The organism is Amphibacillus sp. Q70 (assembly GCF_052055485.1).
In the GTDB taxonomy this organism is placed as follows: domain Bacteria; phylum Bacillota; class Bacilli; order Bacillales; family Amphibacillaceae; genus Amphibacillus.
This window is the reverse complement of record NZ_CP197171.1, coordinates 234,185-260,813: the sequence shown is the minus strand read 5'-3', so window position 1 is coordinate 260,813 and position 26,629 is coordinate 234,185. Positions and strand designations below refer to the sequence as shown.

General features: G+C 34.1%; 30 protein-coding genes. 15 read left to right on the top strand and 15 right to left on the bottom strand.

Translation table 11 applies throughout. From position 1 onward, the window contains the following. Window positions 1-227: 227 nt before the first annotated feature. Window positions 228-842 (bottom strand): flavin reductase family protein, encoded by a 615-nt coding sequence (locus ACS127_RS01105; RefSeq protein ID WP_440896638.1) that lies wholly within the window; start codon window positions 840-842, stop codon window positions 228-230. 293 nt (window positions 843-1,135) lie between these two features. Between ACS127_RS01105 and ACS127_RS01100 the strand changes: the two genes are divergently transcribed. Further along, window positions 1,136-1,264, top strand: a complete 129-nt coding sequence (locus ACS127_RS01100; protein WP_440896637.1) for a hypothetical protein — start codon at window positions 1,136-1,138, stop codon at window positions 1,262-1,264. Between the two features lie 83 nt (window positions 1,265-1,347). Here the strand turns inward: ACS127_RS01100 and ACS127_RS01095 are convergent, their stop codons facing one another. The 5 genes from ACS127_RS01095 to ACS127_RS01075 are packed head-to-tail and all read right to left on the bottom strand — an operon-like array spanning window position 1,348 to window position 5,490. After that, the gene (locus tag ACS127_RS01095; RefSeq protein ID WP_440896636.1) at window positions 1,348-2,889 is read right to left on the bottom strand and encodes a hypothetical protein; all 1,542 of its coding nucleotides are present in this window, start codon (window positions 2,887-2,889) and stop codon (window positions 1,348-1,350) included. Beyond that, window positions 2,882-3,595 carry an ABC transporter ATP-binding protein gene (locus ACS127_RS01090; protein ID WP_440896635.1) on the bottom strand — a complete coding sequence of 238 codons (714 nt, stop codon included), beginning with the start codon at window positions 3,593-3,595 and terminating at the stop codon, window positions 2,882-2,884. The genes ACS127_RS01095 and ACS127_RS01090 overlap by 8 nt, the downstream gene beginning before the upstream one ends. A 14-nt stretch (window positions 3,596-3,609) precedes the next feature. Next, a complete protein-coding gene (locus tag ACS127_RS01085; RefSeq protein ID WP_440896634.1) occupies window positions 3,610-4,377 on the bottom strand; it encodes an ABC transporter permease in 768 nt (255 codons plus the stop codon). Next, complete coding sequence (locus tag ACS127_RS01080; RefSeq protein ID WP_440896633.1) at window positions 4,374-5,264, bottom strand: ABC transporter ATP-binding protein; 891 nt, start codon at window positions 5,262-5,264, stop codon at window positions 4,374-4,376. The genes ACS127_RS01085 and ACS127_RS01080 overlap by 4 nt, the downstream gene beginning before the upstream one ends. After that, on the bottom strand, window positions 5,248-5,490 hold the full coding sequence (locus tag ACS127_RS01075) for a PLDc N-terminal domain-containing protein (protein WP_440896632.1): 243 nt from the start codon (window positions 5,488-5,490) through the stop codon (window positions 5,248-5,250). The genes ACS127_RS01080 and ACS127_RS01075 overlap by 17 nt, the downstream gene beginning before the upstream one ends. 255 nt (window positions 5,491-5,745) lie before the next feature. On the opposite strand from ACS127_RS01075, the gene ACS127_RS01070 reads away from it, so the two are divergent. Continuing rightward, window positions 5,746-6,258 (top strand): transcriptional regulator, encoded by a 513-nt coding sequence (locus ACS127_RS01070; RefSeq protein WP_440896631.1) that lies wholly within the window; start codon window positions 5,746-5,748, stop codon window positions 6,256-6,258. A gap of 262 nt (window positions 6,259-6,520) precedes the next feature. Here ACS127_RS01070 and ACS127_RS01065 read toward each other — a convergent pair whose 3' ends face one another. Together ACS127_RS01065 and ACS127_RS01060 are read right to left on the bottom strand one after the other, a co-directional pair. Next, window positions 6,521-6,646, bottom strand: coding sequence for a hypothetical protein (locus tag ACS127_RS01065; RefSeq protein ID WP_440896630.1), 126 nt, complete (start codon window positions 6,644-6,646; stop codon window positions 6,521-6,523). Between the two features lie 71 nt (window positions 6,647-6,717). Next, window positions 6,718-8,622 (bottom strand): BglG family transcription antiterminator, encoded by a 1,905-nt coding sequence (locus tag ACS127_RS01060; protein ID WP_440896629.1) that lies wholly within the window; start codon window positions 8,620-8,622, stop codon window positions 6,718-6,720. A 223-nt stretch (window positions 8,623-8,845) separates the two neighbouring features. On the opposite strand from ACS127_RS01060, the gene ACS127_RS01055 reads away from it, so the two are divergent. From ACS127_RS01055 to ACS127_RS01035, 5 genes are all read left to right on the top strand, one after another. After that, window positions 8,846-9,154: a PTS sugar transporter subunit IIB gene (locus ACS127_RS01055; RefSeq protein WP_440896628.1), complete on the top strand. Its 309-nt coding sequence runs from the start codon at window positions 8,846-8,848 to the stop codon at window positions 9,152-9,154. A 124-nt stretch (window positions 9,155-9,278) separates the two neighbouring features. Then, a complete protein-coding gene (locus ACS127_RS01050; RefSeq protein ID WP_440896627.1) occupies window positions 9,279-10,511 on the top strand; it encodes a PTS sugar transporter subunit IIC in 1,233 nt (410 codons plus the stop codon). 215 nt (window positions 10,512-10,726) lie between these two features. Beyond that, entirely contained in the window at window positions 10,727-11,107 is a 381-nt protein-coding gene (locus ACS127_RS01045) for a PTS lactose/cellobiose transporter subunit IIA (RefSeq protein WP_440896626.1), read from the top strand. After that, entirely contained in the window at window positions 11,104-12,540 is a 1,437-nt protein-coding gene (locus ACS127_RS01040; RefSeq protein WP_440896625.1) for a glycoside hydrolase family 1 protein, read from the top strand. Before ACS127_RS01045 ends, ACS127_RS01040 begins: the two co-directional genes overlap by 4 nt. Window positions 12,541-12,653: 113 nt before the next feature. Continuing rightward, window positions 12,654-12,986 carry a phosphotransferase family protein gene (locus tag ACS127_RS01035; protein WP_440896624.1) on the top strand — a complete coding sequence of 111 codons (333 nt, stop codon included), beginning with the start codon at window positions 12,654-12,656 and terminating at the stop codon, window positions 12,984-12,986. Window positions 12,987-13,163: 177 nt separating this feature from the next. Here the strand turns inward: ACS127_RS01035 and ACS127_RS01030 are convergent, their stop codons facing one another. Beyond that, window positions 13,164-13,811: an endonuclease III domain-containing protein gene (locus ACS127_RS01030; RefSeq protein WP_440896623.1), complete on the bottom strand. Its 648-nt coding sequence runs from the start codon at window positions 13,809-13,811 to the stop codon at window positions 13,164-13,166. A 469-nt stretch (window positions 13,812-14,280) separates the two neighbouring features. On the opposite strand from ACS127_RS01030, the gene ACS127_RS01025 reads away from it, so the two are divergent. Together ACS127_RS01025 and ACS127_RS01020 are read left to right on the top strand one after the other, a co-directional pair. Next, window positions 14,281-14,604 (top strand): PadR family transcriptional regulator, encoded by a 324-nt coding sequence (locus tag ACS127_RS01025; RefSeq protein WP_440896622.1) that lies wholly within the window; start codon window positions 14,281-14,283, stop codon window positions 14,602-14,604. A gap of 3 nt (window positions 14,605-14,607) precedes the next feature. Further along, entirely contained in the window at window positions 14,608-14,874 is a 267-nt protein-coding gene (locus ACS127_RS01020) for a hypothetical protein (RefSeq protein ID WP_440896621.1), read from the top strand. 813 nt (window positions 14,875-15,687) lie between these two features. On the opposite strand, the gene asnB is transcribed toward ACS127_RS01020, so the two are convergent. From asnB to ACS127_RS01005, 3 genes are read right to left on the bottom strand one after another with little or no spacing between them, the layout of a single operon-like run. Continuing rightward, window positions 15,688-17,703 (bottom strand): asparagine synthase (glutamine-hydrolyzing), encoded by a 2,016-nt coding sequence (gene asnB, locus ACS127_RS01015; RefSeq protein WP_440896620.1) that lies wholly within the window; start codon window positions 17,701-17,703, stop codon window positions 15,688-15,690. Window positions 17,704-17,707: 4 nt separating this feature from the next. Beyond that, complete coding sequence (locus ACS127_RS01010; RefSeq protein ID WP_440896619.1) at window positions 17,708-18,481, bottom strand: hypothetical protein; 774 nt, start codon at window positions 18,479-18,481, stop codon at window positions 17,708-17,710. Further along, complete coding sequence (locus ACS127_RS01005) at window positions 18,471-18,974, bottom strand: RNA polymerase sigma factor (RefSeq protein ID WP_440896618.1); 504 nt, start codon at window positions 18,972-18,974, stop codon at window positions 18,471-18,473. The genes ACS127_RS01010 and ACS127_RS01005 overlap by 11 nt, the downstream gene beginning before the upstream one ends. 315 nt (window positions 18,975-19,289) lie before the next feature. On the opposite strand from ACS127_RS01005, the gene ACS127_RS01000 reads away from it, so the two are divergent. The 3 genes from ACS127_RS01000 (at window position 19,290) to ACS127_RS00990 (ending at window position 21,488) form a co-directional block, all read left to right on the top strand. Next, a complete protein-coding gene (locus tag ACS127_RS01000) occupies window positions 19,290-20,093 on the top strand; it encodes a Cof-type HAD-IIB family hydrolase (protein ID WP_440896617.1) in 804 nt (267 codons plus the stop codon). A 577-nt stretch (window positions 20,094-20,670) separates the two neighbouring features. Next, window positions 20,671-20,847: a hypothetical protein gene (locus ACS127_RS00995; RefSeq protein ID WP_440896616.1), complete on the top strand. Its 177-nt coding sequence runs from the start codon at window positions 20,671-20,673 to the stop codon at window positions 20,845-20,847. Then, window positions 20,844-21,488, top strand: coding sequence for a DsbA family oxidoreductase (locus tag ACS127_RS00990; RefSeq protein WP_440896615.1), 645 nt, complete (start codon window positions 20,844-20,846; stop codon window positions 21,486-21,488). The genes ACS127_RS00995 and ACS127_RS00990 overlap by 4 nt, the downstream gene beginning before the upstream one ends. A 949-nt stretch (window positions 21,489-22,437) precedes the next feature. On the opposite strand, the gene ACS127_RS00985 is transcribed toward ACS127_RS00990, so the two are convergent. Then, window positions 22,438-22,836 (bottom strand): hypothetical protein, encoded by a 399-nt coding sequence (locus ACS127_RS00985; protein WP_440896614.1) that lies wholly within the window; start codon window positions 22,834-22,836, stop codon window positions 22,438-22,440. Further along, window positions 22,833-23,048: a helix-turn-helix transcriptional regulator gene (locus tag ACS127_RS00980; RefSeq protein WP_440896613.1), complete on the bottom strand. Its 216-nt coding sequence runs from the start codon at window positions 23,046-23,048 to the stop codon at window positions 22,833-22,835. Before ACS127_RS00980 ends, ACS127_RS00985 begins: the two co-directional genes overlap by 4 nt. A gap of 174 nt (window positions 23,049-23,222) precedes the next feature. Between ACS127_RS00980 and ACS127_RS00975 the strand changes: the two genes are divergently transcribed. Beyond that, entirely contained in the window at window positions 23,223-23,423 is a 201-nt protein-coding gene (locus ACS127_RS00975) for a hypothetical protein (RefSeq protein ID WP_440896612.1), read from the top strand. A gap of 161 nt (window positions 23,424-23,584) precedes the next feature. On the opposite strand, the gene ACS127_RS00970 is transcribed toward ACS127_RS00975, so the two are convergent. After that, window positions 23,585-24,220, bottom strand: coding sequence for a sugar O-acetyltransferase (locus ACS127_RS00970; protein ID WP_440896611.1), 636 nt, complete (start codon window positions 24,218-24,220; stop codon window positions 23,585-23,587). Window positions 24,221-24,394: 174 nt separating this feature from the next. Here ACS127_RS00970 and ACS127_RS00965 point away from each other — a divergent pair, with 174 nt between their 5' ends. Together ACS127_RS00965 and ACS127_RS00960 are read left to right on the top strand one after the other, a co-directional pair. Next, window positions 24,395-25,228, top strand: a complete 834-nt coding sequence (locus ACS127_RS00965; RefSeq protein ID WP_440896610.1) for a Cof-type HAD-IIB family hydrolase — start codon at window positions 24,395-24,397, stop codon at window positions 25,226-25,228. A gap of 49 nt (window positions 25,229-25,277) precedes the next feature. Next, window positions 25,278-26,273 (top strand): hypothetical protein, encoded by a 996-nt coding sequence (locus tag ACS127_RS00960; RefSeq protein ID WP_440896609.1) that lies wholly within the window; start codon window positions 25,278-25,280, stop codon window positions 26,271-26,273. Window positions 26,274-26,629 lie beyond the last annotated feature (356 nt).

The window sequence follows — 26,629 nt, the reverse complement described above, 5'->3', positions numbered from 1 at the left end:
GTTCACAAAGAGTTTTTTTATGGAATCCTTTTTGGTTTAGGATAGAAATGGCCTCTATCAAGAATAATGGCAGTCCAAAGACTTTCAGGCCACTTTTAGAATGTAATAAATGAATGTTGCTGGTGATTGAGCAAGAGCTTATAAGAGGTATTAGCAACTTAAACAATACTCCATACACCACCTTGTGCTACTATATCTGTTTGAATTTTTTAGCATGATTCTTATATCTATTCAGGTCTAATTAAGGTGAATTCTTCTCCTAACGTAGCGTATTGATTTCCTGCTAAACGTGCGACAGGGTTCAGTTCTTTTGCATTAACATAGCTATTATCCAAAACAGCTTCATCAAAGCAAAATCGAATGGCTTTCAGAATAAAAAAGTCAGTAATGATTTCTCCTTGTTCATTTTCAATCGGAATATATTGGTGCAAAATAGACTCAAATTTAACTTTTGCCTCTTTGAGTTGCGGGACTTGGATCGAATGACTATTTTCCAATGTAAAGTCAGTCAGACCCAATTCACTTTGTTCAGGAGGCAAGGACGTACAAGTTGTGTTCATATCCTCTGCAATATCCATGTCTACAATATGAACGACGGCTTCTTTTCGTTCTAAAATATTCCTTGCCGTATCCTTCATCTTTCCGTCAACACGAAGAGAAGCGATTGTTAATAAGGGTAGCTCATTTGATGCGCCACTAAAAAAACTAAATGGAGCGGCATTCACGGTTTCACCATTTGCGGAGAGTGTAGTGACTAATGCGATGGGGCGAGGAATAATCGACCCAATTATATATTTGTATTGTTGTTTTACTGTTAATTCATCGGCATTAAATGATTTCATTTATCTTTCACCTCATTATAAATTCTTTTTTACTTAATCAGACCAATGACCTTAGGAGTTAAGTGCCTTTGCCATTTTTACAATAATTGATTCATACTCAGACTAAAAATAAACATTGGCTTCTTGACACTAATTCTTTAACGGCATTATATCATCAAACAAGAAAATCTGCTTACGGTTAAACTTTTATAGCGAAAAATCTATTTCTATTAGAAATATTCTTTACATTGCCAATAAAAAAATGATTTATCACGGATAACCGTCCGTAAAACTCGGAGCAACAACGGATTTCGATGGGGCGAGTAACCGCAAATCTTTCCGGTGGGACGAGTAACCGCAGCAATGTTGTCAGGTTAAGCAAAGTAATCGATCAAGAAGATGGAACAAAAAGATTTATTCATGAACAAACAGAATATGGATAGAGAGGGCCCCCTCCGCAGCTGAGGTGAGATGGAAATTCACTAGAAAGTGTGTGATCCATTGTTTTTTTGAATGATTGAACATTCTAGTTCATCATCATATGATTATTTGATATTTTTTTCAACATTCGAAAAATCATCGTTATTTCTAGTATTATGGTCAATAATATTAACAAAGTATAATCTAAATATGCCACTGAAATAATGATTGGAATCGTGATCATACTAATTATGGCCGTTATTATGGTTGCTTTACTCTGTTTGACGACTTCCATGTCACTACTCCAACTATATGATGGGAATTTCAAATTGATTAGAAAACCTACGGTACTAATAAGCAGTAATGTCATCGTTAACAATGAAACGATTGTGATTAGATCAATTAAGCCAACATCAAAGGTTACATGATAGACGATTGCTGTTAAAATGATTCCAGGTAAGAACAAAAGGACATTTATTATGATTTTAGCCAAAGCTATTGTAGTCAGACTAGTTGGGGAGGTTAGCATGATCCAAATTCCTTTTCCTTCAAAAGAAAGACTGCAAGAAGTGGTCGTAGTTAGCATGACCAATATAAAAGTAACCAATGTAAATAGCTGTTGTGCTGTTATAGTTAATCCAATTAAATCATAGGAAAAAGCATGAAGATCTGGTATAACTCCAATTAAAATGCAGCTATTTAATACGACCATTCCTACCGGAGTTAAGATAGTATTACTCACATAAGTGAGTGAAGAAAAATAAAGCTTTATTTCTTTCAACACTAGTGCAGTTAAGGGTTTATTTACCTTAAAAACCAAACTGGCTTCTTTTATCTTTGGCTGCTTAGTTATCTGGCTTTCAATAAAAGGATGAAAAGCAGTTAATATATATGTCACAAGACAAGTTGTTACAACCGCAATAACAATGAGAAGTAGAATATTCAACATAAAATGATAATTAGTTATTTCATTAAGTGGATACCGTAAAATAGATCCATTGATAAACCACTCTTTGTAGTCGATAGATTGTGAGTTAAAGATAAAATAAACAAGTGGCGTCATAAAAAGCCCTAAAGTCATGATTGATTCTGTAACATGGTTGCGAAGCTTAGTGACAGTTAGTAAATGTCGTGTGAATAATGAGATTAAGAAAGCCGTATTTGTTGAGATTAACGGAATGATGAAACTCAATAACAGAATAAAAAATAATGTTAAGAAAAAATGCTTGATGTAAGTAACAGTTAACATATAACCAAAGACTAAAGTAATAAAGGTTAGTGTGATGTATATGATATATTTACTAAATAAATTGAGCAGCTTAGCTTGCCAATTTTTAATCGGCAGGCTAAAAATAAAGTCACAATCTTTACCTTTTATCAGATCGTCAGAGCCACTTAGGATAGTCCATATTCCTAAAATCCAAAACAATATCGATGATACTAATACAAAAAAAGTCTGAATGTTATGATTGACATTTAAGTCTATTGCAATAAATAGAAGGTAGCCTAAAAACATAAAAAATGCTGCAATATAGCCTGTAATCGTGTAAAAAGCATGTTTTTGTACATCTGGATCAGAGCTATTTAGATTAGAAAGTTTCAATTGATTTTTCAACCGGAATAAAAATAATAACTTAAGGTTATTCATCTGTTGTTACCTCCCTAAATAGCTCATTTAATGAGGCTTCTGCGAGAATGTTCTGCATGGTATCATTGACAACAACTTCACCCTTATCTAAGATAACTAACTTATTACAAATTTTCTCAGCTACTTCAAGTACATGTGTAGAGTATAAAATGATTGCTCCTTCATTTGCTCTAATTTTCATTTCATTTACTAAAAAGTGTGTGGCATTTGGATCTAAACCGACAAAGGGTTCATCTAAGATAATTAGTTTCGGATGATGCATGAGTAATGAAGTGAGCACCAGCCTTTGTTTCATTCCATGTGAGTAACTAGAAATCAGCTCATGGACAGCATTTTCTAATTTTAACTCCTTTAGTAAATAAGCTAAGTTGTTATCTAGTTCAGCTTGCTCCATTTTGTAGAGTGAAGCCATTAACTCAAGATAGGCTTTACCAGTCATATTATTATATAGAGTAGGTGTGTCGGGTGAGTAGCCAATCATAGACTTAAACTTTTCTGGTTCATCTGTTAGCTTTGTATCAAATAGCCTTATTTCCCCTTTATCAAAGGTGTGTATACCAACGATCGATTTTATCGTTGTTGTTTTTCCAGCCCCATTTGCACCAATAAAGGCACAGATATCTCCTTGATGTAATTCCAAAGATAAGTTCTTAATTCCTTTATTAGAGCCTTGATATATTTTACTTAAACTATTAATCGATAACATTTTTTGTCCTCTCCTTAGCTCCGTTTGATAATCACTTTTGCTGTGTACATATTAATGACAATATAAATAATCGGTGCAATCATTAACAAAAAACCGGAACTATTGCTTTGAAGGAGTTGGCTTTCTGCCAATGTGAGTACACCGCTTGGTAAGAATAATGAAAAGCTTTCATTAATGTTTCCTACCAAGATAAAAACCATTGATAATAATATCGTAGTGACACCAATAAATAACGAACTTTTTATAATGGTACTTAGTAACACGACAATACTTATAATGAAAAGAATCCATAAGCTATAAAATACAAGGAACAATAAGAAATCAGTGATAGAATAATAGCCAAAAAGATAAATCGTGTAATAATAGGAAACGAATGAACCGACTAAGATACATACCATACTGATCAACCAGTTACCCAAAAGTTTTGAACTGATATATTCTAAACTGGATACAGGTCTTGTGAAGATAAAGCCTTGAACACCACTGTTTTTTTCATTGGCTATCATCCCCATAACACTAATGATTAGTACGATTAACCCGATCTGGTTAAATTGACCTGAAAAAGTAGCGAGTAAGACTTCATTGGCTTGAGGTTCAGAAGCGTTTGGATCAATCATAATCCCCTCAATCCCCCCGAAATTTCTAATAATGACTTCCATATATTTATCAATTAAAGGCTGTGTGACGCCCAGAATGGCAAAAAATAATGATAACCAGATCAGTTTAATATTTTTGATTGCTTCTAATAATTCGACTTTTAATAGGATAGATATATTTCTCATACTTCCGACACCAACTCTAAAAATATTTTTTCCAAATTTCTTTTCTCATAAGCTATAAAATTCACATCAAGATTATTTTTATCCAATTCTGCGATCAGACTAGATAAAATGATGGGCTCATTACTCGTGACTGAGAACTCTCCCGCTTGTATTTCTTGCAAAGTATAGGGTTCAGTTAATTTTATCTTTGCTGTAGTAGATTCATTTAAATTAATTTGAAAATATACTTGTTTTTTGTTTACCGTTTCATCATGGTTAGTTATATTACCAATGATTTTTCCATTTTTTATAATGATAAAACGATCACAAAACTCATTGGCATCATCTAGAATATGGGTAGATATAAGAACCGTCGTATAGGCTTTTAATTTTTTTATTAAATTCTTAATTTCATTTCTGCCAACTGGATCAAGTGCTGAAACGGGCTCATCTAAAATTAAAAATTTTGGACGGTGTAAAATGGCTTGGGCAATTCCTAATCTTTGTTTCATTCCTCCCGATAGTTCTTCCACTTTATATTTATTTTTGTTTTGTAATCCGACGTCTCTAAGTACATCATTAATATGTTCATTAAGATAAGCCTTACTTAAGCCGGATAAGCTACCAAAGAATCTTAATGATTCTTCACAAGTCATCCATTGTTTAAAATCTGTGTTCTGCGACAAATATCCTATATCATTTTTAAAGTTTAAAATGTTCTTTTCATTAAAGGTGATTTTTCCTTCTTCGTAATTTATGATTCCGGTCATACACTTAATCAAAGTCGTTTTACCAGCGCCATTAGGTCCTAATAAGCCGATACATTCACCTTCTGCAATATCAAAGGTAATATTCTTTAATATTTGTCTGCTTCCAAAAGACTTATTCACATTATCTATGTTGATCATTTTTCAGCATTCTCCTTCCGATAATCAGATAAATAAGGGGGCCGACAGTGTTAAGTAACAAGATAATGATCAGCCAAATGATGGGACGATTAACAAGGTCTCTACGATGATATAAATCGAATAAAGCAACAGCTAAAAGTAACAAGTGTAAAATCAAAATGGGAATGACTAATGGTAAAATCGTGCCCCAATCTATTTGATATAAGGTACTCATATCTGTATTCATAAAAATATCCTCCTATAATTATCATTATTGATAATGATAATTATAGTGTACATTTATTTGAAAATCAATTATTATTATTATAAAGTCAAATGGCCAGCAATGGGCATATTTTATTTTTACTGATGGATTAACGAAACCTATCAGTATGGATAGCCAATTCAATCTCTTATTTTAGTAAGCCCCATTGTAATTTTTTAAAATTGAAGATAGGATGTTATGAACGGTTAATAACATGATAAAAATGAGGTGAAAGATATGGAGTTCAGATTATTTAAAAACCAAACCCGTTTTAAAATAGCATTAGAATTAATCGATAAAGAAGATGGGTTATCAATCATGCAACTCAATCAATTATTAGTAGATATACCCCAGGCCACGTTATATAGACACGTAAATGCTATGTTTGAAGATGGGTTATTAAAAATTGTAAAGAAAAAGAAAACTCGTTCAGGAGAAGAGAGTTTTTACGCTATAAACGCTAAAGGTTACAAAATTGATGAAGACGAGTGGGAGCAAGCAAGTTATGATGAAAAGGTGAACTTTGTCACTTATTATTTTATGTATATCTTACAGGCTTACCAAAATTATCATCAAACACTTGGTGATAAAAAAGATCATTCAACTTTCTCGATTTCTAAGTTAAATTTAGGAGAATCTGAATTTGAGAATTTCCAATCAGATCTCAATGATCTGATTCATAAATATTATCATGAATCACAAAATAATCATCATAGAGAAAGAACAATTTCGTTGGTTATTATACCATAACAATAGAATGCGTGAAGTATCTAGATGTTTAAGAAAGATTCGATCATAAATGGAATAAGAGAAGCAGGAGTAAACTTCTAAAACTTTATCCTTCAAGGATTTTAGAGGTTTTCTAATGTTCATGACAGTATTTTGGGCTACCATTCAACTTATTCTTCATTTTAAAAGTCCTAATAAACTAGTAAAAACCGCTTGTTTTTTAGTAAGAAAGATAGGTGGAAAGCATTCACTTGATAAGTTCAAAAACAATTAATTGTGCTGCTTAATGACTTTGATATTTTTTCTTTAAATGAGTGACTCCGATATGAGCTGTTACTGCAATAACCACGATGATCACAATCATGCTAATGATAGGATAGACACCCGGAAGAAAGGCAGACAATCCCATGATTACTCCACCTAAAATAAGAATGCGAGATGCAAATGAGCCGATTTGTTTTTGTAAACGTGGATTGTCACTTATAAATATTTAAATAATGTCTCTATAAATGAATCATAATCTTTTACAGAGATTAATTTTTGAACGATTGAATCAACTGTGAGTACATCCGATAATTTGTCAAAGATTTCATGGTAAATGCGTTTATCATTCTTTTGAATACATAGTAACAGAACAATATAAATTTTCTGATCATCCCATTTTATACCTTCTGGATTAATGATGATACTCATCCCTGTATTTAAACCATTCATTTTCATCGAGTGTGGGATAGCTATTTTACCAAAGGCAGTAGATGAAAGTCTCTCTCTTTTTATCACTTCATTGATATAATTCTCATCGCAATAGCCGTTTTGGAACATTAGATCACATGCTGTTTGAATCGCTTGTTCCTTAGAAGCCACTTGATTATCTATTGTGAAAATCCTTTTTGAAATAACTGATTTTAAATTATCTTTAAAGCTATTTGTCTCTCTTTGTTTTTGAATCTCATTGATTATATTACCTATGTTCTTCTTGTCCTTTTCTCCAATAAAGGGATTAATAAAAACACAAGGTGTTTCGGAAATAACATTTAACTGGATTGTACTAATAATAAGGTCGCAGTTAATCATTCTTAAATCCTTTTCATCTGTTAGGACATTTTGAATCGACAAATCTTCACCAAAATAAGTACTTAACTTACTGATGATTTCTTTATTCATATTATAGTAAACAGGAGATAATAAGCAGTAATTGATTTTCCTGTTAACGTCATTGTATGATTCCAATACGTAACCTAAATGAAAAGATAAGTAGGCGATTTCATCATCTGATAGTTGGATGCCAATCTTATCTTCTATGATAGAGGAAACACTTACTGCACAATCATAGATCAGTGGACATTCCCTTTTTATTGTTTTAGTCATTGGATTTTTAATCTTTGTCCCATGCTTTAAACGTAAAATAAGATTTTTAATGTGCAATGCGAATCTGACTTTAAAATTTGAGTCATTTAGATTGATGTAATAGTTTCCTCGAACTTCTTCAATAATTTCTTCAATTAAGGTCATTGTGTCTTGTCCAACAATTTCTTCTATCTTATCGAGATCAATATGCATATAATTGACGGCATTTGTACTACTCCCAATCAATATCGCCAGATCATTCACTTCATTTTCAATATACTCCACTTGATATTTTTCTTCGATTTTCTTTGAAATTTCTTTTGCAATATGGAAGGATGTATCATCTACGATCATAGGTTTCACCTTTGTATCAAGATGAAGATTTAAGGTAATTCGTTCTAGAGCAATAGCGATATGCAAAACAATATTATTCAGTAAATAGTCATTGGTGAAATACGTGTGTTCAAAGAAAGTATTGATCACAATTTCTCTTATTGCTTCTGCTTTTTCTTCCCCGTAAAAGCTCCTCATCGTATCAAAACTAAATAGGGCAGTAGCTACTTCGGAATTAAATAAATCATTAAGTAGCATCCTCTTGTTTCTTTCACTACCTTCTAGATAGATTTGGTTTCTGTGAGAATGGATCGTTAACGCTCTTTTTTTGACTAGTTGCTTAGCGGTATTAAGATCTGCCCGGGCTGTCGTTTCTGAAATAAAAAAGAAGTCACTAATCTCATAAATATCGAGCGGTCTTGTTGCATCAATTAGTTTTTTTAACAGCAATGCAATTCGTTCATCTTGTGTTTCAGCAATGGTCCTTTTTGATGTGTCTGATATAGCGGATAGAGTTGATAAATTTGCCTTGTATCCTTTCCTAGAGGAGAATATAGCATTATCATGAATTGTATTAATTTCTTTAATGTAGGTTTTGACACTTCTTATTGAGAAACCGAGTTCATCACTAATTTCCTTTGCTGTTATCCAATCATTCGGTTGACTAACTAATAGTTGCGCTACTTTTTCTTCATTTCTTTTCATGTAATAAATGCCCCCTTGTGCTGTGATTATATTGCAAAATAGCAGGAGAATAAGTATCCTCTATTTTTGGTTTTTTCTGATTTCTTTTATTGCAATAAAAAACATCATTATTATTTTGCACTATTAGGGTGCAAAATTAGGTTTGTTTACGGTGCAAGTCTATTATATACTCATTTTATAGAAAACGCTATCATTAAAAAATAAAGGAAAGGAACTGATTTTAATGAAAAAATTAAATGTATTATTAGTATGTGGATCCGGTGCTAGTTCAGGCTTTATGGCATCAAATGTTCGAAAGGCAGCAACAGGCCGGAATTTAGAGATTAGCATTAAAGCACGTGGTGAGGCAGAGATTGAGAATTATATGGATGAAATTGATGCTTTAATGATCGGTCCGCATTTAGCTTATATTTTAGATGAAATAGAAGATTATTTACAAGATCGCCCTGTAAAAGTATTACTTATGAAACCAGAATATTATTCAACGTTGAATGGTGAGGCAGCGTTAGATGACCTTTTGACACTTTTCTAGCCTATTTGGGTAAGCTTCGAAAGGAAGATGAGTAAAGGTCAGCTTTCGATATACATTCTTTGTGCATGGTTAGTTATTAAATTCATTTATGTCTAAAATTCTCTAAAAAGAAAGGATGTTTAAAATGAATAGGTTTGTTAAATGGTTAGAAGAATCATTTGCACCTAAAATGAGCAAGATCAATCATAATGTTTGGATTATTACACTCAAAGATTCAATTATGCAATTACTTCCATTTATTTTCTTAGGTTCACTTTTTACCATGTTAACCATTCCTGGTGATATCTTTGAAATCGCATGGTGGCCTAATTTCTGGGCACCATTTGGCTGGACGATGGGGATGCTCTCTCTCTTAATTGCTTTTCTGATTCCATTCAATCTTATGGAGAAAAAAAGATTAAGAAAACAACGCTTTATTGCCGGGTGTAGCGGACTCATAAGTTTTCTTATGATTATCACACCACAGGTGCTTTTAGATGGTCATGTAGGCTTCGGGCACGAGGCTTTAGGGGCTGGTGGAATGTTTGTTGCGATTGTCGCAGGGATTTTTGCTGGTCTCATCATGGAGTTATTCGGAAAGTTTTCATTTTTTAAAGAAGAATCTGTAATACCAGATTTCGTTCGTCAGTGGTTTGATGCCATGTTGCCAATTGGGGTTATCTTAGTAATCGTTTGGGTCTTAACGGATACAAGTTTAATTGGTTTTGATTTATATAACGCTATTTTGAGACTATTTATGCCATTAGCTAATATTATCGAAACACCGTGGGGCTTTTCCTTATTGACATTAATTTTTACGGTTCTTTATTCAATGGGAATCTCAAGCTGGGTTTTACAACCCGTGACTAAGCCAGTATTCTTGGCTGCTATTACTGCTAACTTAACGCAAGGAGCTAGTAATATTGTGACATCTGAAACCATCTTTTCAGCTTATATGTGGGTAGGTGGGATTGGTGCGACCTTACCTTTAGTGTTTATGTTGGCGTTTTCTAAAAGTGCGAAATTGAAGGCATTAGGACGAGCATCAATCGTTCCAAGTATCTTCAATATTAATGAACCTGTCATTTTTGGTACAGTCGTTTGGAATCCGATTATGATGATTCCGATGTGGATCATTGGTGCATTACTACCTTTTATTGTTTGGATAGGGACTAAAACGATCCCCTTTGCACCGATTCCAAACATTCTCTTTGACTTGTGGTACATGCCATTCCCTATTTCAACATGGATAACGACCCAATCGATTACGGGAATCATTTTAATGCTTATCTGTGTTGGAGTAGCGACCGTACTTTGGTATCCGTTCTTTAAACTTTATGAAAAACAAGAGGTTGCTAAAGAGCAAGCAGATGCTTAAAATTTGGTATAGATATATTTAGAAATGTGGTTTTTAAAATAGCACCCCGTATTTACTTATAATTTTCTTATACTGATATAGCATGAGTAAAGCGGGGCGACAAGCTTTTTTAAAAAAGCTTTATCGTTAAATGCAACAAAGATTTGAAGGTAAAATGTTTCACTGATCAAGAACGTATTTTATAGGAAGGTAAGTAAAAGGAAGGGAGGGTCACTATGGTTTCAGACAAAAGAGTTCAGGAAGCAATGAATATTATTTTACACGCTGGTAATGCACGTGCACATTGTACAAAGGCACTAAAATATTTAGAAGTGTCAGATATTGAATTAGCTAAACATGAGATGGAACTAGCCAATCAAGATATTGTACAAGCGCATAAAATACAGACAAACGCCATTTCCTCTGAGACACAAGGAGACCCAGCTGAATATTCTGTATTATTTGCTCATGCTCAAGATACCCTAATGACGATTTATAGCGAATTAAATATTGCGAAACGGTTGATAAACATTATGGATCATTATAATCAAAGAATCAACAAGTTAGAGAAACGGTTGACAAAACTAGAAACAGTAGAGGAGACTGATACAAGATGAAAAATAAAAATAGTGTATTTCCAGAGAATTTTCTATGGGGTGGTGCCATTGCTGCGAACCAAGCTGAGGGTGCTTTTGATGTTGATGGAAAGGGACTTAGTATTGCTGATATAAATGAGTTTCGTGATGATATACCCGTCGATCAAAAATCAAATTTAGAGATGACGACAGATCAAGTGAAAGAACTTTTAGCAGCTGAAGATCGTATTTTCCCAAAGAGATGGGGAATCGATTTCTATCATACGTATAAAGAAGATTTGAAACTCCTTGCCGGAATGGGTTTAAAGACATTCCGTACGTCAATTGCCTGGGCAAGAATTTTCCCCAATGGAACGGAAGCCGAGCCAAATGAAAAAGGCTTGCAATTTTATGATGACCTTATTGATACGATAATAGAACTTGGCATGGAGCCGATGTTAACCATCTCACATTATGAAATGCCGATTAATCTTACCTTAGAGTATCGAGGATGGTATGATCGTGAAGTCGTCGATCATTTTGTGAAATTTTGCAAAGTTGTTTTTGATCGTTATCACAATAAAGTTAAAAAGTGGATTATTATAAATCAAATTAATCTCATTGCTTTTGAATCCTTTAATCATCTCGGAATTCCCGCTGACAAAGTAGAGAATTTACTGGAAGCAAAATATCAAGGTGTCCATAATGAAATGGTAGCTTGTGGGCTAGCGACAAAGTATGCTCGTGATAAGTACGCTGATCTAGAAATTGGCATGATGCTTTGTGGTGGTCCAGAGTATGCTGCTAGCTCAAATCCTAAGGATGTTCTAGCTACTGTTCGAAGCAATCAAATGGAATATTTCTTTGCTGATGTTTTACTTCGTGGATATTATCCAGGATATGCCTTCAGATATTTTGATGATATAGGAGTTAATGTTAAATTCTATGATGGTGATGAAGAAGCGCTCAAAAATACAGCTGACTTTATGAGTTTCTCATACTACTATACACGCATAGTAGATGAGGATAGCTTTAATAATGGTAAAGAGGCAAAACGAAACCCTGCATTAGATGCCAATCCTTGGGGATGGTCGATTGATCCGGTTGGACTCCGTACAATGTTGAATCAATTTTATGATCGTTATCAGTGTCCAATTTATATTACGGAAAACGGTGTTGGCTATTATGATGAATTAGTAGACGGTAAAATTCATGATGATTATCGAATTGATTATTTGAGAGCACATGTTGAGCAAATGGGTGAAGCAATCAAGGATGGAGTTGATTTAAGAGGCTATTATGCATGGGGGCCGATTGATATTATTAGTTGTTCCTCCTCTGAAATGTCTAAACGATATGGTTTTATCTACGTTGATCAAGATGATTATGGAAAAGGTAGCAAGAAAAGAATAAAGAAAGATAGCTTTGACTGGTATAAGCAAGTGATTGAAAGTAATGGGGAAGTTTTAGAATAAATTTTTAAAGAAGGAGCTGTTGTAAATCGACAGCTCCTTTGATGTCTAGGCTCGGAAAACAGCAGTTTTATGTTCGAAAAAGGTGGTTTGTTGAAGTGGAGTAACAACAACTGATGGAGAGAATCACGAATTTATCAGACATAAAGGGGAAAGAAAGCCCTCTTTTAAAAGAAGCGTATCAACCCTATTTGGATCGGCAACAGACAATTCCTCTGACTTTTATTCACGATGATTTATTGCCAATTAATGTTCTTTCTGAGAATGGAGAGATTACGATTATTGATTGGGGTTACGGACGATTGGGCTCTTATGCAGTAGATATTACCCGTTTCTACGGCTTCTACTCCGCTGATAAAAACAGTTATGAAAAAGGGTTTAGTTTTTTGGATTTAGTTGATTCCAAAGCAGTTTTTTTTGAAAGCTTACTATCAAAACCTAACAGGTAAGCTAAAGGCAGTGTTAACTGAGAGACAATTTTTAATAGACATCAAATTAGAACTTCTATATCAGTATTTATTGAATATTAGTCACCTTGATCAGATCACTGAAAATACTGCTAAAAATGAGTGAGAGCTATTTTTCTTCGATAAGGCTTTAAAGCAACTATAATCATAAAAGAGTAGTCAATCTAACTTTAAGGTATGGTCAGCTAAGAAGCTTTTTGAAAAATCCTGTTCTTTTTTTAAATAGACTTTACCGAATTCATCAATGAGCCCGTGAAATTCCTGAGCTTCTTCTAGAGTAAACTCATGAAATTGGTAGACTCTTTTTTTTAGCTGACGATAATTATTAATTGCGGGTTGACCAAGAGAGATAAATAATTTTTGCGCATATTTATCAGCAATAAATACGGGTTCGTCAAATACATACAGCAATAAGACGTCTGCTGTTTCTTCACCAACCCCATGTAAGGACAGCAATTCTTTACGCAAATCACTACCATATCGTTGCTTTATTTGATCAAAATCAAAGTTGTGATGGCTTAGCCATTGAAATATTTCTAAAATGGCTTTACTTTTATTTTTATAAAAACCGCTAGGCCGAATAAGTTCTATCAAAGTGGCAGTATCCAAGTTTAAAATCTTGTCAGGCTGAAAAGCAGTCAATGTCTGAATGTTTGCTAATGATCTTTCAACATTGTCCCAAGCTGTGTTTTGGACAAGAATTGCTCCTAGTATTATTTCTTCTTTTGTTTCAGCCGGCCACCAGCCTTGTGGTCCCATTTCCTCTAACATTCGTTCAAATAATTGATGTAAGTTAAGAACAGTCATCTGCTTCTCCTCACTATTTCTTTAATGACATTATACCATTAGTTTCTTTATCGAAAGCAATAAGTTATCCAGCTTTTCTAGATGAGATTTAAGGTTATCAAAGATATATTGTTTTCGATATTCTTGCAAATAGTTATTGAGGGGTGAGCAACAGCTCTATGGATCAGTTAACCTAATCTATTTTGCTACAGATTCTTATTTAGATTTAGTTCCTTTTAATATGACAATCCTCAAAATGTTAATGAACCTTTTTATATCATTACTGAAATAACAACTTCCTCTTCCCCTAATTAGTGAAGGAAATTCAATGAGACTCAATAAGTGAAAATTTTTCTTCACAATTGAATATAATGATAGGCTAACATGGCGTTTGCCTCCATTATAAGGATAAATATCTATTGACCCACTTCATACATAGTGATACTATATATATGCATAGTAATACTATATATATAGTTAGGTGATGTATATGATTGAACGTGAAATGCTAAAAGGGATTCTTAAAATTTTAGTTTTAAAATTAATTAATACTGAAGATCTATATGGTTATGCTTTAGTAAAAAAACTTCATCAACAGACAGAGGGAGAAGTATCCATTAAAGAAGGAACGCTTTATCCTATCCTTCATAGTTTTGAACAATCAAAGGATATTAAAGGTTATTGGAAAGAAAGCGATACGGGGAGAAAAAGAAAGTATTATCAAATCACAGAGCAGGGAAAAGACACATTATCAATACTGGTTGGTAAATGGCGTCATCTTGAAACTGTGACAAACAATCTGCTGGAGGGTTAAACAATGGATGAGTTAAAACGATATGCCAAAAAAATGTCTAGTTCCATTAGCGATCCGCTCGAACGTAAAGAGGCAGAAAAAGAAATATATAGTAATTTATTAGAAGCTTACGAAGAGCATCGAGAAATCTCTTCCAATGAGGAAGAAGCTTTACAATTAACTTTGGATAAATTCGGGAGGGTAGATGAAGTGGGGGATGAATTAAAGCAAGCTCACATTAAACGTATCAATAAAAAATCCCTGCTTTTTATCACAGATAACCGTCCGTAAAACTCCTGCCTCAAAATAGAAGAAAGAAGTAAGTTGATTTAGCTAGGCGGGAGATAACGGACGCTAATGTCCTGAATCACTCAACTAAACAATCAGTGGGAGAAGAGCGAAAACTCCCACTGATTGAAGTTTCGTTTTATTCTTGGTTCTACCTTGTTCCTTGTTATTGTGTTGTATACATTATTATTATTCATTTTCAATTAAAAGGGAGTGTCAACATGAACAGTTTACGCAAATATGGGTTGCCTTTATTCATTTATCTTTTAGCCTTTTTTATCGCCCCCTATCTTCTAATAGGGCAAATTGATGATGGATTTGGGATCGTTATCGTTAATTTAATTCTGATCAATTCAAACGCTGTCTTTTTTGTCACTTGTTACATCACATATAAATATGGATTTGACTGGATTAATCTGCTTATAATGATTAGCCTTTATGTATTGTCCTGCTTTATCGTTTGGAATGATTCAGCCCTCGTATATCTTGTTCTGTATGGCTTGGTTGCCATTGTTGCTCTTCTGATAGGCTACTTTTTCAGAAAAAAGCTTCGAAGTCATAGGTAAAAATAAAAAAACTTGTCATCCTTTCTAAAATAGGTTATTTATCACAGATAACCGTCCGTAAAACTCCTGCCTCAAAATAGAAGAAAGAAGTAAGTTGATTTAGCTAGGCGGGAGATAACGGACGCTAATGTCCTGAATCACTCAACTAAACAATCAGTGGGAGAAGAGCGAAAACTCCCACTGATTGAAGTTTCGTTTTATAAAGGAGCTATACTACACAAATACCTAAAAAGGGATGACAAGTTATTTTTTAATTGATGTCGCTACTAATATCTTCAAAATTATATTCATTCTCGATAAAAACCTGATGCCATAGCATAAACATAAGCACAGTCCAAATTTTCCTTGAATAGTCCTGTTTTCCACTTGCATGGCGGTTCAATAATTCTAATATGACAGTTTTATCAATGATATCATCTGTTCGACTCTTTGAGATGACATTTTTTGCCCAAGAGTATAATTCGTTGCGCAACCAATATTTTATTGGAACAGGAAATCCTAGTTTTTTCTGATTGATAACATGCTCAGGAACAATGTCTTTCATCGCTTTTCTTAAAATGGCTTTCGTTGTGCCATCCGCTATCTTCTCATCAACAGAAATACTTCTTGCCACATGAAACACTTCTTTATCCAAAAATGGCGAGCGAATCTCTAACCCATGTGCTTTTGTCATTTTTTCTGCTTTTAATAATATATCGCCTGTTAGCCATGTATGTATATCGATATACTGCATTTGCTCAACAGGATCCATTCCTTCCACTCGATCAAATAGCTTAGAAGTCCATGACTGATAGGTTGTTTTTGGATCATAGTCATTTAATATTTTAGCCTTTTCTGCTTCTTCAAAGATTTTGGCATTTCCAATATATCTTTCTCTTAAGGCAGTGGTCCCTCTTTCTAGAAAACTTTTTCCTCGCATGCCTTCTGGGAAAATAGTTGCAAGCTTATTGATGGCTTGTAGCAGTTTGTCAGGTAAATATTCGAAAAACTTAAGAGCTTTTGGTTCGCGATATATCGTGTACCCTCCAAATAATTCATCAGCTCCTTCACCGGAGAGGACGGTATCTACATGTTTTTTTGCTTTCTCACTTATAAAATAAAGAGGAATGCAAGCGGGATCTGCTAGTGGATCCTCTAAATGCCAGATAATTTTTGGGAGCTGATCAATATATTCCTCTGGTGATACAACACGTGTAATGTTTTCTATATCTAGTTCTTCCGCCGTTCGTTTAGCTATATCGATCTCTGAATAGCCAGCCTGATCAAAGCCAACGGAAAAGGTCTTGATATTTGGATCGATTTGTTTAGCCATCGCCGCAATCATTGTTGAATCAATGCCCCCGGAAAGAAAAGAGCCGATAGAAGTATCGCCTTGCAAGTGAACATTAACCGAATCAAAAAGCACCTCTTGAATGCGTCGTATGATCTGATTTTCATTAGTCTGAACTGGCTCAAATGCTGTATGAAAATATCGATGTTTTTCGATGGTGCCCTGCCATTCTTTGATAAAAAAATGTCCTGCTTCCAATTTATTGATACCTTCTGTCATTGTCAGCGGCTCTGGTACATACTGAAAGGATAAATAATGCTGGAATGCTTTTCGATCAAGCTTATTTTGCTGATTCAGTAATGAAATCGATTTTTTTTCTGATGCAAATACGATATCGTATTCATTTTCCATATAATAGAGTGGCTTTATCCCAAATACATCTCTGGCACCATATAATTTCTTTTCCTCTTTATCCCATATTAGGATGGCGAACTTGCCCCGAAGTTCTTCAAAAGCAGAAACACCTTTTTCGAGAAAAAGGGCAGCAATGGTTTCCATCTCTGAATGGGTTTGAAAATGATAGTCTTTTTTCTGTAGTTGTTTTCTTAAAGTACTAGTATTATAGATTTCCCCGTCCCACACCAACCAGTACCGTCCCTCAGCAAAAGAGAAAGGTTGCGTTTCATTGAATTGCTCCTGTTTGGTCAATACAGAAAGAGCTGATTGAGTTTCATGATAGTTATCTTGGCTGGTTGACACAGCATCTTCTTGTTGTGCTACATGTTGGTTTTCCTGTTTGGTACAAGTTTCATTTTCCATCTTAATCTGGGAACTGTTCTTCTTCTGAGGCGATTTTCTAGAAGAGAGCACCATTTGGGAATCCTGGTAATAATCGCTAGTATCTTGTGCCATACTAGATTCTTTAATTGCTTGTAAGTGTGCTTGACTAAATTTTAATTCATCTTGTTTGAGTAATACGCCGACAAATCCATTCATTGCTTTAATTTCCTCCCCTAACTATTTCAAAGCTTTCGAGCATGGAGTCAAATCTTGCCCCATGTCCTTCTGCCGCTTCTAAAAAATACACTTGCTTAATGACAAATACTTGCCCTTCTACTTCATCCGTTACATAATATCGGTGAATCGGGGTATCCCACTCGTGTCCAATCTCCCCATGTTCTCCGCCCATTCCTTGTACGATTTCAGCTTCTATTGGGTTATCTACCCGTTCTTCATTCGAAATTTCCAATCCTTCTGCTTCGATATCTGACTTTATTGCTTCCATGGTTTCTTCTGTTGTGGTGTCTTCTTCTCGATGAATTTCCATGTAAACATCAGGGTATTCATCACTAAGAGGTTCTTTTGTGACAATTCGATCACGACCATCGATTTCTTCCATTTGATATCGCTCTTCGTCAATGTAGATGATGTAATTCAGTTCCTCGTTTGTTTCCAAATGAACGTCTGTCGGTTCTTTCTGACCTTCTAATTCGATTTCTTCCTGTTTTTCATCGACAAACATATCTCTTAGATTTTTGAGCATGGCTTGCCCCGTATCTGTCATGATACCTAGTGATAGAAACAAGATAGCAGCAGTTACAGCAAGTCCAGAAATCCACCTTTTTCGTGTTTTGGTTATTTTCTCTGAAGGGTCCGATGGAAAAAGTTCTTGATGAATATTGCTCCATGTTTGTTCTTTCAAATCTGGTTCAATATCCGTTTGTTTCAGCAATGTTTTTTTGAGTTCTTTATCAACATGCTTATCATTTTTCATCATCTTCACCTCCCATGGCTGATTTTAACCGTCGTCTTGCTTTATAAAGTCTTGATTTCACTGTGTTTATATTCAGTTTCAGCATTTCGGCAATTTCTTTTTCTTTAAATCCATTGATATATTTTAAAATAAGAATGGTTCGATCATTTGGATCCAATGCTTCAAGATCAAGGATCAAATCCCCCTTTGTTTCTTTTGTCTGATGAAAAAAATCTAATGTTTCCTCCGTATCGACAGGAATTGCTTGCTTAGATTGTTTTTTTATAAACCTTCTTGCCTCATTAACCAGTATTTGATAGAACCAGGGCTTGAAAGGCCTAGTCATATCAAAAGACCCCGCATTTCGAAACACCTTGATAAAGGTTTCCTGAACAATATCTGCTGCATCATGTTTGTTTTTTGTGATGCCATAAGCTGTACGAAGGGCATAATCTGCATAGCTGTCGTATAATTTTTTAAACGCATGCTTGTTGCCTTTATTTATTTTTTTCATCAGTTTTATATCCCGGTCAAACAAAAGTGCCAACCTCCCTTTTAAACGCCTCTACTCTATATACCCTTTAAAAACTGAAAAAGTTTTTATCAATAAAAATATTTTTATTTAATCTGTTATCATTTGTTTTAGATTGTGTTCTAAAACCTGCTAACCTTAGGGTGTTGTTGCCTGCTAATTAATATTCTTAAATAGAGAAAATTTAAGTTGAAAAGTTTTGTTTACTACTGCTGATTGACAACTTATTAAACCACATTTATAATGTTGCTTTAGTAAATGATTGTAAATGGCTAGGCAAATATGGAGGGATAATTAATGTTAAAAATGATTGCGGTCGACATGGATGGAACGTTTTTAAATTCAAAAAGTGCATACAACAAGGAGCTTTTCACAGAGATTTATTCAAAAGTAAAAGCGGAAAAGATCAAATTTGTTGTGGCTAGTGGAAACCAATATTACCAGTTGAGATCTTTCTTCCCTGACATCCATCATGAATTATCATTTGTCGCTGAAAATGGTGCGCTCGTCATTGAGGAAGGAAAAGAAATTTTTTGTGGTCAAATGTCTCCTCATGTAGTTGAAAAAGTTTTAGATCTTCTTCTTGATCAAGAAAATGTTCACATTGTTCTTTGTGGTCGGAAAAGTGCTTATATTCTGGAATCAGAATCAGCGCAGTTTAAAAAACATATGGCAAAGTACTATCATCGTTTGGAGTCTGTTAACTCATTACGTGAAGTGAAAAATGATAAACTTTTTAAATTTGCTATAGCCGTTCCGGAAGAAGAAACAAATCATTATTTGAAAAAGATAAATGAACAGCTAGCTGGTGAAGTTTCTGCTGTTTCGAGTGGGAATAGATCAATTGACTTAATTATCCCAGGTTTACATAAAGCGAATGGTTTGAGTTTATTACAAAAGAATTGGGGAATACCATCATCTGATATCATCGCTTTTGGTGATGGGGGAAATGATATAGAGATGTTGAAATATGCTGGTTATGGCTATGCCATGGCCAATGCTAGTCCAGAAGTTTTGAAAATCGCTGAACATGTTGCTCCGTCTAACGATGATGAGGGTGTTTTGACTATTTTAAAACAGAAGCTAGGATATAATAATTGATCGACTGAGGTTCTAATGAATTGGTTACCGTCAAATAAATAAGGAAGTACGGTGTATGTAATGGATGTTAATAGAATCAGTAAAAAAATCGGGCTACTTTCAATTTCTACAGTAACCGGATCAGCCACAGTCGTTGCTAGCTTTAAATTTTCCCACTCAAAATCTAGCTAATATTGAGGGATTAGGGAAGAAAAGAACTAATGACTTGATTGGTTAGAAAATACAGTGAATGAAACTCAACTGCTATTTGCTACCATTGGAAAGGATAAGGCTATGTTGCTGATCAGATCAAGTTGCCTATTGCGTTGATTTCGATCGATTTGATATTTAGCCTTTGTCTTTTGGAAAGGCGAGGGTGAACTATGACATTTTCCTAAGATATTTGTCATCGATTGTATTTTTTATTAAAATCCAAACTCCTGCCATTAAATGAGCACATGATTGTTAATCACTAAGAGAAATCATCTATAATAGAATCAAACATAGCTAATGAAGAAGATTTTGCATAAATAATTATGTGAAATTCAATGATATTTCTCAATTTGAATGTGAATTAGAATAACAAGGAGGGTGCAAGATGGCAGAGAAAAAACAAGCTTTAAAAGAGAATGATTTCCAAGCAAAAACTGCTTTTAATCTTAAGCCAATTCAAGAATTAAAATCTCTTGATTTTGCTGATTCAGATGCTTTTGTATGTGATATAGAAACTGGAGTTTGTGGTCCAGTCACTCAAGAAGAGGAGAAAAACGAATGAAAATAACAATCTGGTCTGATTTCATGTGCCCGTTTTGTTATATAGGTGAAGCTCATTTGCAAGAAGCATTAGTTGATTTTCAACATGCAGATGAAGTGGAATTTGAATATAAAAGTTTTCTTCTCTCACCAGATGCTGTCCATGATCCAAATGAAGACTATTATCAAACATTTGCCAATATGAAAGGCATATCTGTAGAAGAGGCGAGAGGAATGTTTGAAAATGTTGTAAACATGGCAGAAAATGCAGGTCTAGTTATTGATTATGATACAGCAAAATTTTCTAGCACGATTCCTGCACACCATGCTTTTCAGTACGCTAAGGAACAAGGCAAAGGAAATGAATTCTTTAAAAGGTTTTATGCTGCACACTTTGCTGAAGGTGAGTTGTTGAGTGATGATGAGACAATCATTCGACTAGCAGAGGAGTTAGGGCTTGAGGGAGAAGCGATTCGCCAGAGTATACAAGCGGAGAAATATACGGATAAGGTAAATCAAGATATCCAAGAAGCTGGTCAACTTGGTGTTAAAGGTGTACCTTTCTATGTATTTAATAATAAGTATGCCGTTTCTGGTGCACAGCCACCTGCTCAATTCAAACAAGTATTAGCACAAGTTTGGCAAGAGGAAACTGGTAATTAACTAATAAGATATTGATTTTTTTGCAAAGTGGTTTCAAACAGCTATTTAGTTGTTTGAGATCATTTTGTATCGTTGGATAAGATTTTATATGCCGTTTTTTTGGCGTGAAAATAAAGCATTTTAATAAAATTGTTGCGAGGAATTAGAGGCTGTTGCAAAGGATACGCTATACATCTTGTGACAGCTACTTTTTGCGGGATCTTATCTATAATAGGGCGACCCTTTATGTGAATATCGTAACTCATTCACCATGTTAACTCCTATCTAGAAAAACTAAGTTGAACACACCTATCCAATATTTCGATCATCAATTCAAGCCCAAATGATGTATAGAGCCCTTCTATCATGCATTTTAAACGAAATTTCAAGCTGAAATGATGTATAGAGCTCTTCTATCATACATTTCAAACGAAATCCTCAATCTGAAATGTCGAATAGGGACCTTCTATCGCACATTTTAAACGAAATCTCAAGCTGAAATGACGTATAGAGCTCTTCTATCATACATTTCAAACGAATCCTCAATCTGAAATGTCGAATAGGGCCCTTCTATCATACATTTTAAACGAAATCTCAAGCTGAAATGACGTATAGAGCCCTTCTATCATACATTTCAAACGAAATCCTCAATCTGAAATGTCGAATAGGGCCCTTCTATCATACATTTTAAACGAAATCTCAAGCTGAAATGACGTATAGAGCCCTTCTATCATACATTTCAAACAAATCCTCAATCCGAAATGTCGAATAGGGACCTTCTATCATACATTTCAAGTGAAATCTCAATCCGAAATGTCGAATAGGGACCTTCTATCCGGTGTTTCGAGTGGAATGGCCAGCCAAAAAGTTGAATAGAATGTTTCAACTGCATGTTTTCTAATATTGACAAAGAAAAAAGCTATTGAACAACATATACTTCATTGTGCAATAGTCCTATCTTCATTTCATCTTATCTAGTCTTTACAATTAAACTCCCAATCCCTATGATCATCATATATGCTAAGATTATAATCCATAGAGAGGAGATTGGAATACTGGTCATCCCCATCACGGAAACCGCTGCAAGTACAATCATAAGTATTAAAAAAATGATTTGTGATGAAAATGCCATATATTTAATCATATTGTTTCTAATCCTTTCATCTACTTCAGGTGTTTGATCTTTTTTGAAATATACATATAAGGCATTAATAAGGATAATTGGGAGTGCACCTGCTAAAGATCCAAGTATGGCTGAATAGTTAAATTCTCCTTTAATAAAATAGATAATGATCTGCCCCAATAATGAACCAATAAATATAAAGATGGCAGAAACGGCAAGAGTCCATTTACTATACTTCTTTTTCATAAGCTATCTTCCTCCTTCATTAATGTAAAGATTTCATGAATAGATACATCAAAATAGTCAGCTATTTTCAATGCAAGCTCTAAACTCGGATTATATTTACTATTTTCAATAGCAGTAAGTGTTTGCCGAGTGACTTGTAAATCTTCAGCCATTTGCAACTGTTTAATCCCTCTGTTCTTTCTAAACTCTCTTATTCTATTGTCAACAGGCAATTATCTCACCACCTAAAATGTAAATATTTCTTTACTTTTTATTATAGCAAGGGGAAGGAAAAATGTAAAGATATATTTACAATTTGTTTTAATGAACGATTAGACATAAACGATATATATTTAACAGATTTCTACCGGAAGACTCCCACTTCAATCGATTCATAAAATCGATAAATGGGGAGTTGTTCAAATCGATTACATACAAAAGGAATCAATCCTAAAAATAGTGTTATAGATATCGCTGTATTTGGGGACAAATTTGCTGAAGATTCAGTAGGGGATACTTTGATGCTAAGAGGAAAGTCAGAAGAATTAAATCTAGACCATTTAAAATCTGTGCTTTTTATTGATCAAACCTATTTGGACGAGAGATAATAGAAACTAGCGTAAGAGTGATCAAGGAATTTTAAAAAACTAGAGAAAGCACTGATAACATCAGGAATACAAATCTCTTTCATTATATAATGTGTAACTAAGCCATTTGCCGTAAAGACTTGGTGAATACTAGATTTTTTTACAAAAAAGAAGCAGGGGTATTATTTTCCTGCTCCTCCATTTATTTTGATAATTTGTTTAATATCATCGGCTAAAATTTTTTTATTTTCTCCATAGTAGTCCATGTCCTGTTTATTAATGTTACGAATGACTCGACATGGATTTCCTGCTGCAATTGCATTTTCGGGTATATCCTTTGTCACCACACTTCCAGCACCAATAACTGAATTTTTACCAATAGTGATCCCGGGACAGATGGTGACATTTGCACCAATCCAGCAATTATCTTCAATAGTGACTGCTTGGGCATACATGAAAGGACGTATACTTGGATCAATTGGATGATTGACAGTTGCAATGGTTACTGCTGGTCCAAACATGACTTCATTTCCTATGATGATCTCCCCATCATCAACAAAGTTACAATTAAAGTTAATATAACATTTCTCACCTAATTTTATATTTCTTCCGTAACAAAAATAAAACGGGGGTTCGATCCAAGAGCTATTTTCTTCACCGAAAATCTCTTCTACTAGTATTGCTTTCCTTTCTAAATTCTTTGGTTCTAAATGATTAAACTGCCACATGCGTTGTTTTGCTTCTAATCTATCCTTTGGCAATCCTTCACAATTATCAAGAAATAACTCTCCGTTTTTAATTCTTTCTCTCATTGACATTGTATTTCCTCCTAGATAATTTACGTACTTAATTAATGTTGTTAATTATATACTTTAACGCTAAATATTCTAATCGTCAATCTAAATAACATTTTACAAAATAAAAAAATATTGATATAATAAATGTGTTTTATTAAGTTGATTTAATATATATAATAGATAGGGGTTTGGGAAATGAATTTTAAAGCAATTGTTTTGGATATAGACGGCACATTACTTAATTCAGAGGGTAATATATCATCAAAAACAAAAAATAGTTTAATTGAATTTCAAAAAAAAGGAATTAAACTCATACTTGCTTCTGGTAGACCTATAAATGGGATGCTGCGATTTGCTGAGGCGTTAGAAATGAAGACCTATGAAGGTTTTTTAATTTCTTATAATGGAGCAATGGTAATCGAATGTAAAACAGGAAAAGTATTATTTAATCAAACAATGCCGATTGAAATAAGTCAAAAGATTTTAGCGCATTTAAAAAATTTTGATTTGATCCCGATGATTAATAAAGATTCTTATATGTATGTCAATAATGTTTATCATAATATTTTACACTTACCAAGTGGTGATTTTAATGTGATTGAATATGAATCACGAGGTGGAAATTTTAAATTATGTGAGGTAGATGACCTGTCAACATTTGCGGATTTTCCTTTAAATAAGATTTTAGTTGCGGGACAGCCTGAATATTTGGAAGAAAAGCATCAGATCATACTAGAACCTTTTAAGGATCAGGTGACAGCTGCTTTTTCAGCCCCCTTTTATTTTGAATTTACCGATAAGAATATTGACAAAGCAAAAGCTTTGCATGCGGTTTTTCCTCAAATGGATATTGATGCAACCAATATGATTGCCTTTGGTGATGGAGGCAATGATCAGACAATGGTTGAATATGTGGGGATGGGTATTGCAATGGGAAATGCAGTAGATGATTTGAAGCGTGTTGCTGATTATGTGACCTTATCTAATGATGAGGATGGCATTATCAGTGCATTAGAGAAATGTTTATAGGTTTATTTTGATATTATGTTAATAAGAAAATACAAAGAAGTGAGTTTTGATGATGGACAAAAATTTAATTAGAAAAAAGAATCTTGCTCAAGTTAAAGCTCTTTTGTTTAAAAATGGGCGATTATTTGCCTCAGATTTAGTTAAGCAAACCAATATTAGTATGGTAACCATCAATTCTTTATTAAAAGAATTGATAAATGATGGGGTAGTTCAGGAAGGTGAGCTAACTCAGCGAGAGATGGGACGTCCAGCAATTGAATATATCTTCAATGCTGACTATTCACATGCAATGCTTTTATCCATTCAAGAGAAAAAGCCAGGCTTGCTTATCAAGATGAAAGTAGTTAATTTAAAAGGTGATATTCAAACTGAAGCTACTATTGATTTTTCAGAGGTTACACGTGATCGTTTCAAAGCAATTATAGCTGAACAACTAAGCAGGATCACATATGTAGACAGAATGGGTGTGTTATTTCCCGGGAAAATCAATCAGGGAGTTGTTCAATCGAGTTGGAATACTTTATTTGACGGTTGGGATATGAATGAACTGATTGGCTCAGTCACAGATTTACCGTTTTTTATTCAAAATGACGCGCATTTAATTACAATCGGTCACTGTATTAAACAGAATATTTCATTTTCTAAAACGATTGTTGGGATCTTTTACCCTCAACAGAGTATGCCGGGGGTTACGCTTTTTACTGAAGGCAAACTTATTGAAGGGAATCATTCATTGGCAGGAGAAGCCAAGTATCTCCCGACTTTAATATCAAAACCTTCGCCAGAAAGTAACCAAGACTTGGTCGAGCGACTGGCGGAATTACTGCCTTTTTATAATGCAGCCATTGCACCAGAATATTTTATCATTTCTTCTGATGGCGTTGCGGACGATCTTTTTTTAGCTGCAATAGATAATAATAAGTTACTTAAAAGGCAACCCAATCAAGCTAAAATAGAATTTGTTTCTAACTTTCAAGAATGCATCACACTGGGTTTACGCTGGTTAGTTTATCAAAACACAGCATTTGATTTATCGATTCAATAGGAGAGAGCTATTTATTTTGTTCAGCCTTCATCTCATGCTTTATAAGTGTGGGGTGAAGGTTTTTATCCTTGCTGAATCAGAGGGTAAATTAAACGCTTTGCTACGATAGGATATCCGACTGTAATCGTGAAGACCTTATTGCTCTCATTTGTGTTTGTGGCATAAAATAAATATTCTGCTTTTCTGGTATTTTTCTTTCTATCAAAATTTCCTGAAAATATCATTGTGAAAAAACACACATATCATTCGAAGAATTCTAGTTTGAATGATATAATAGAAAAATAGACGGTATTTGTAAACATATTCACTAGATTTAAATGGTGAATATTTTGCAAACGTTTTCTTTAATTAAATTA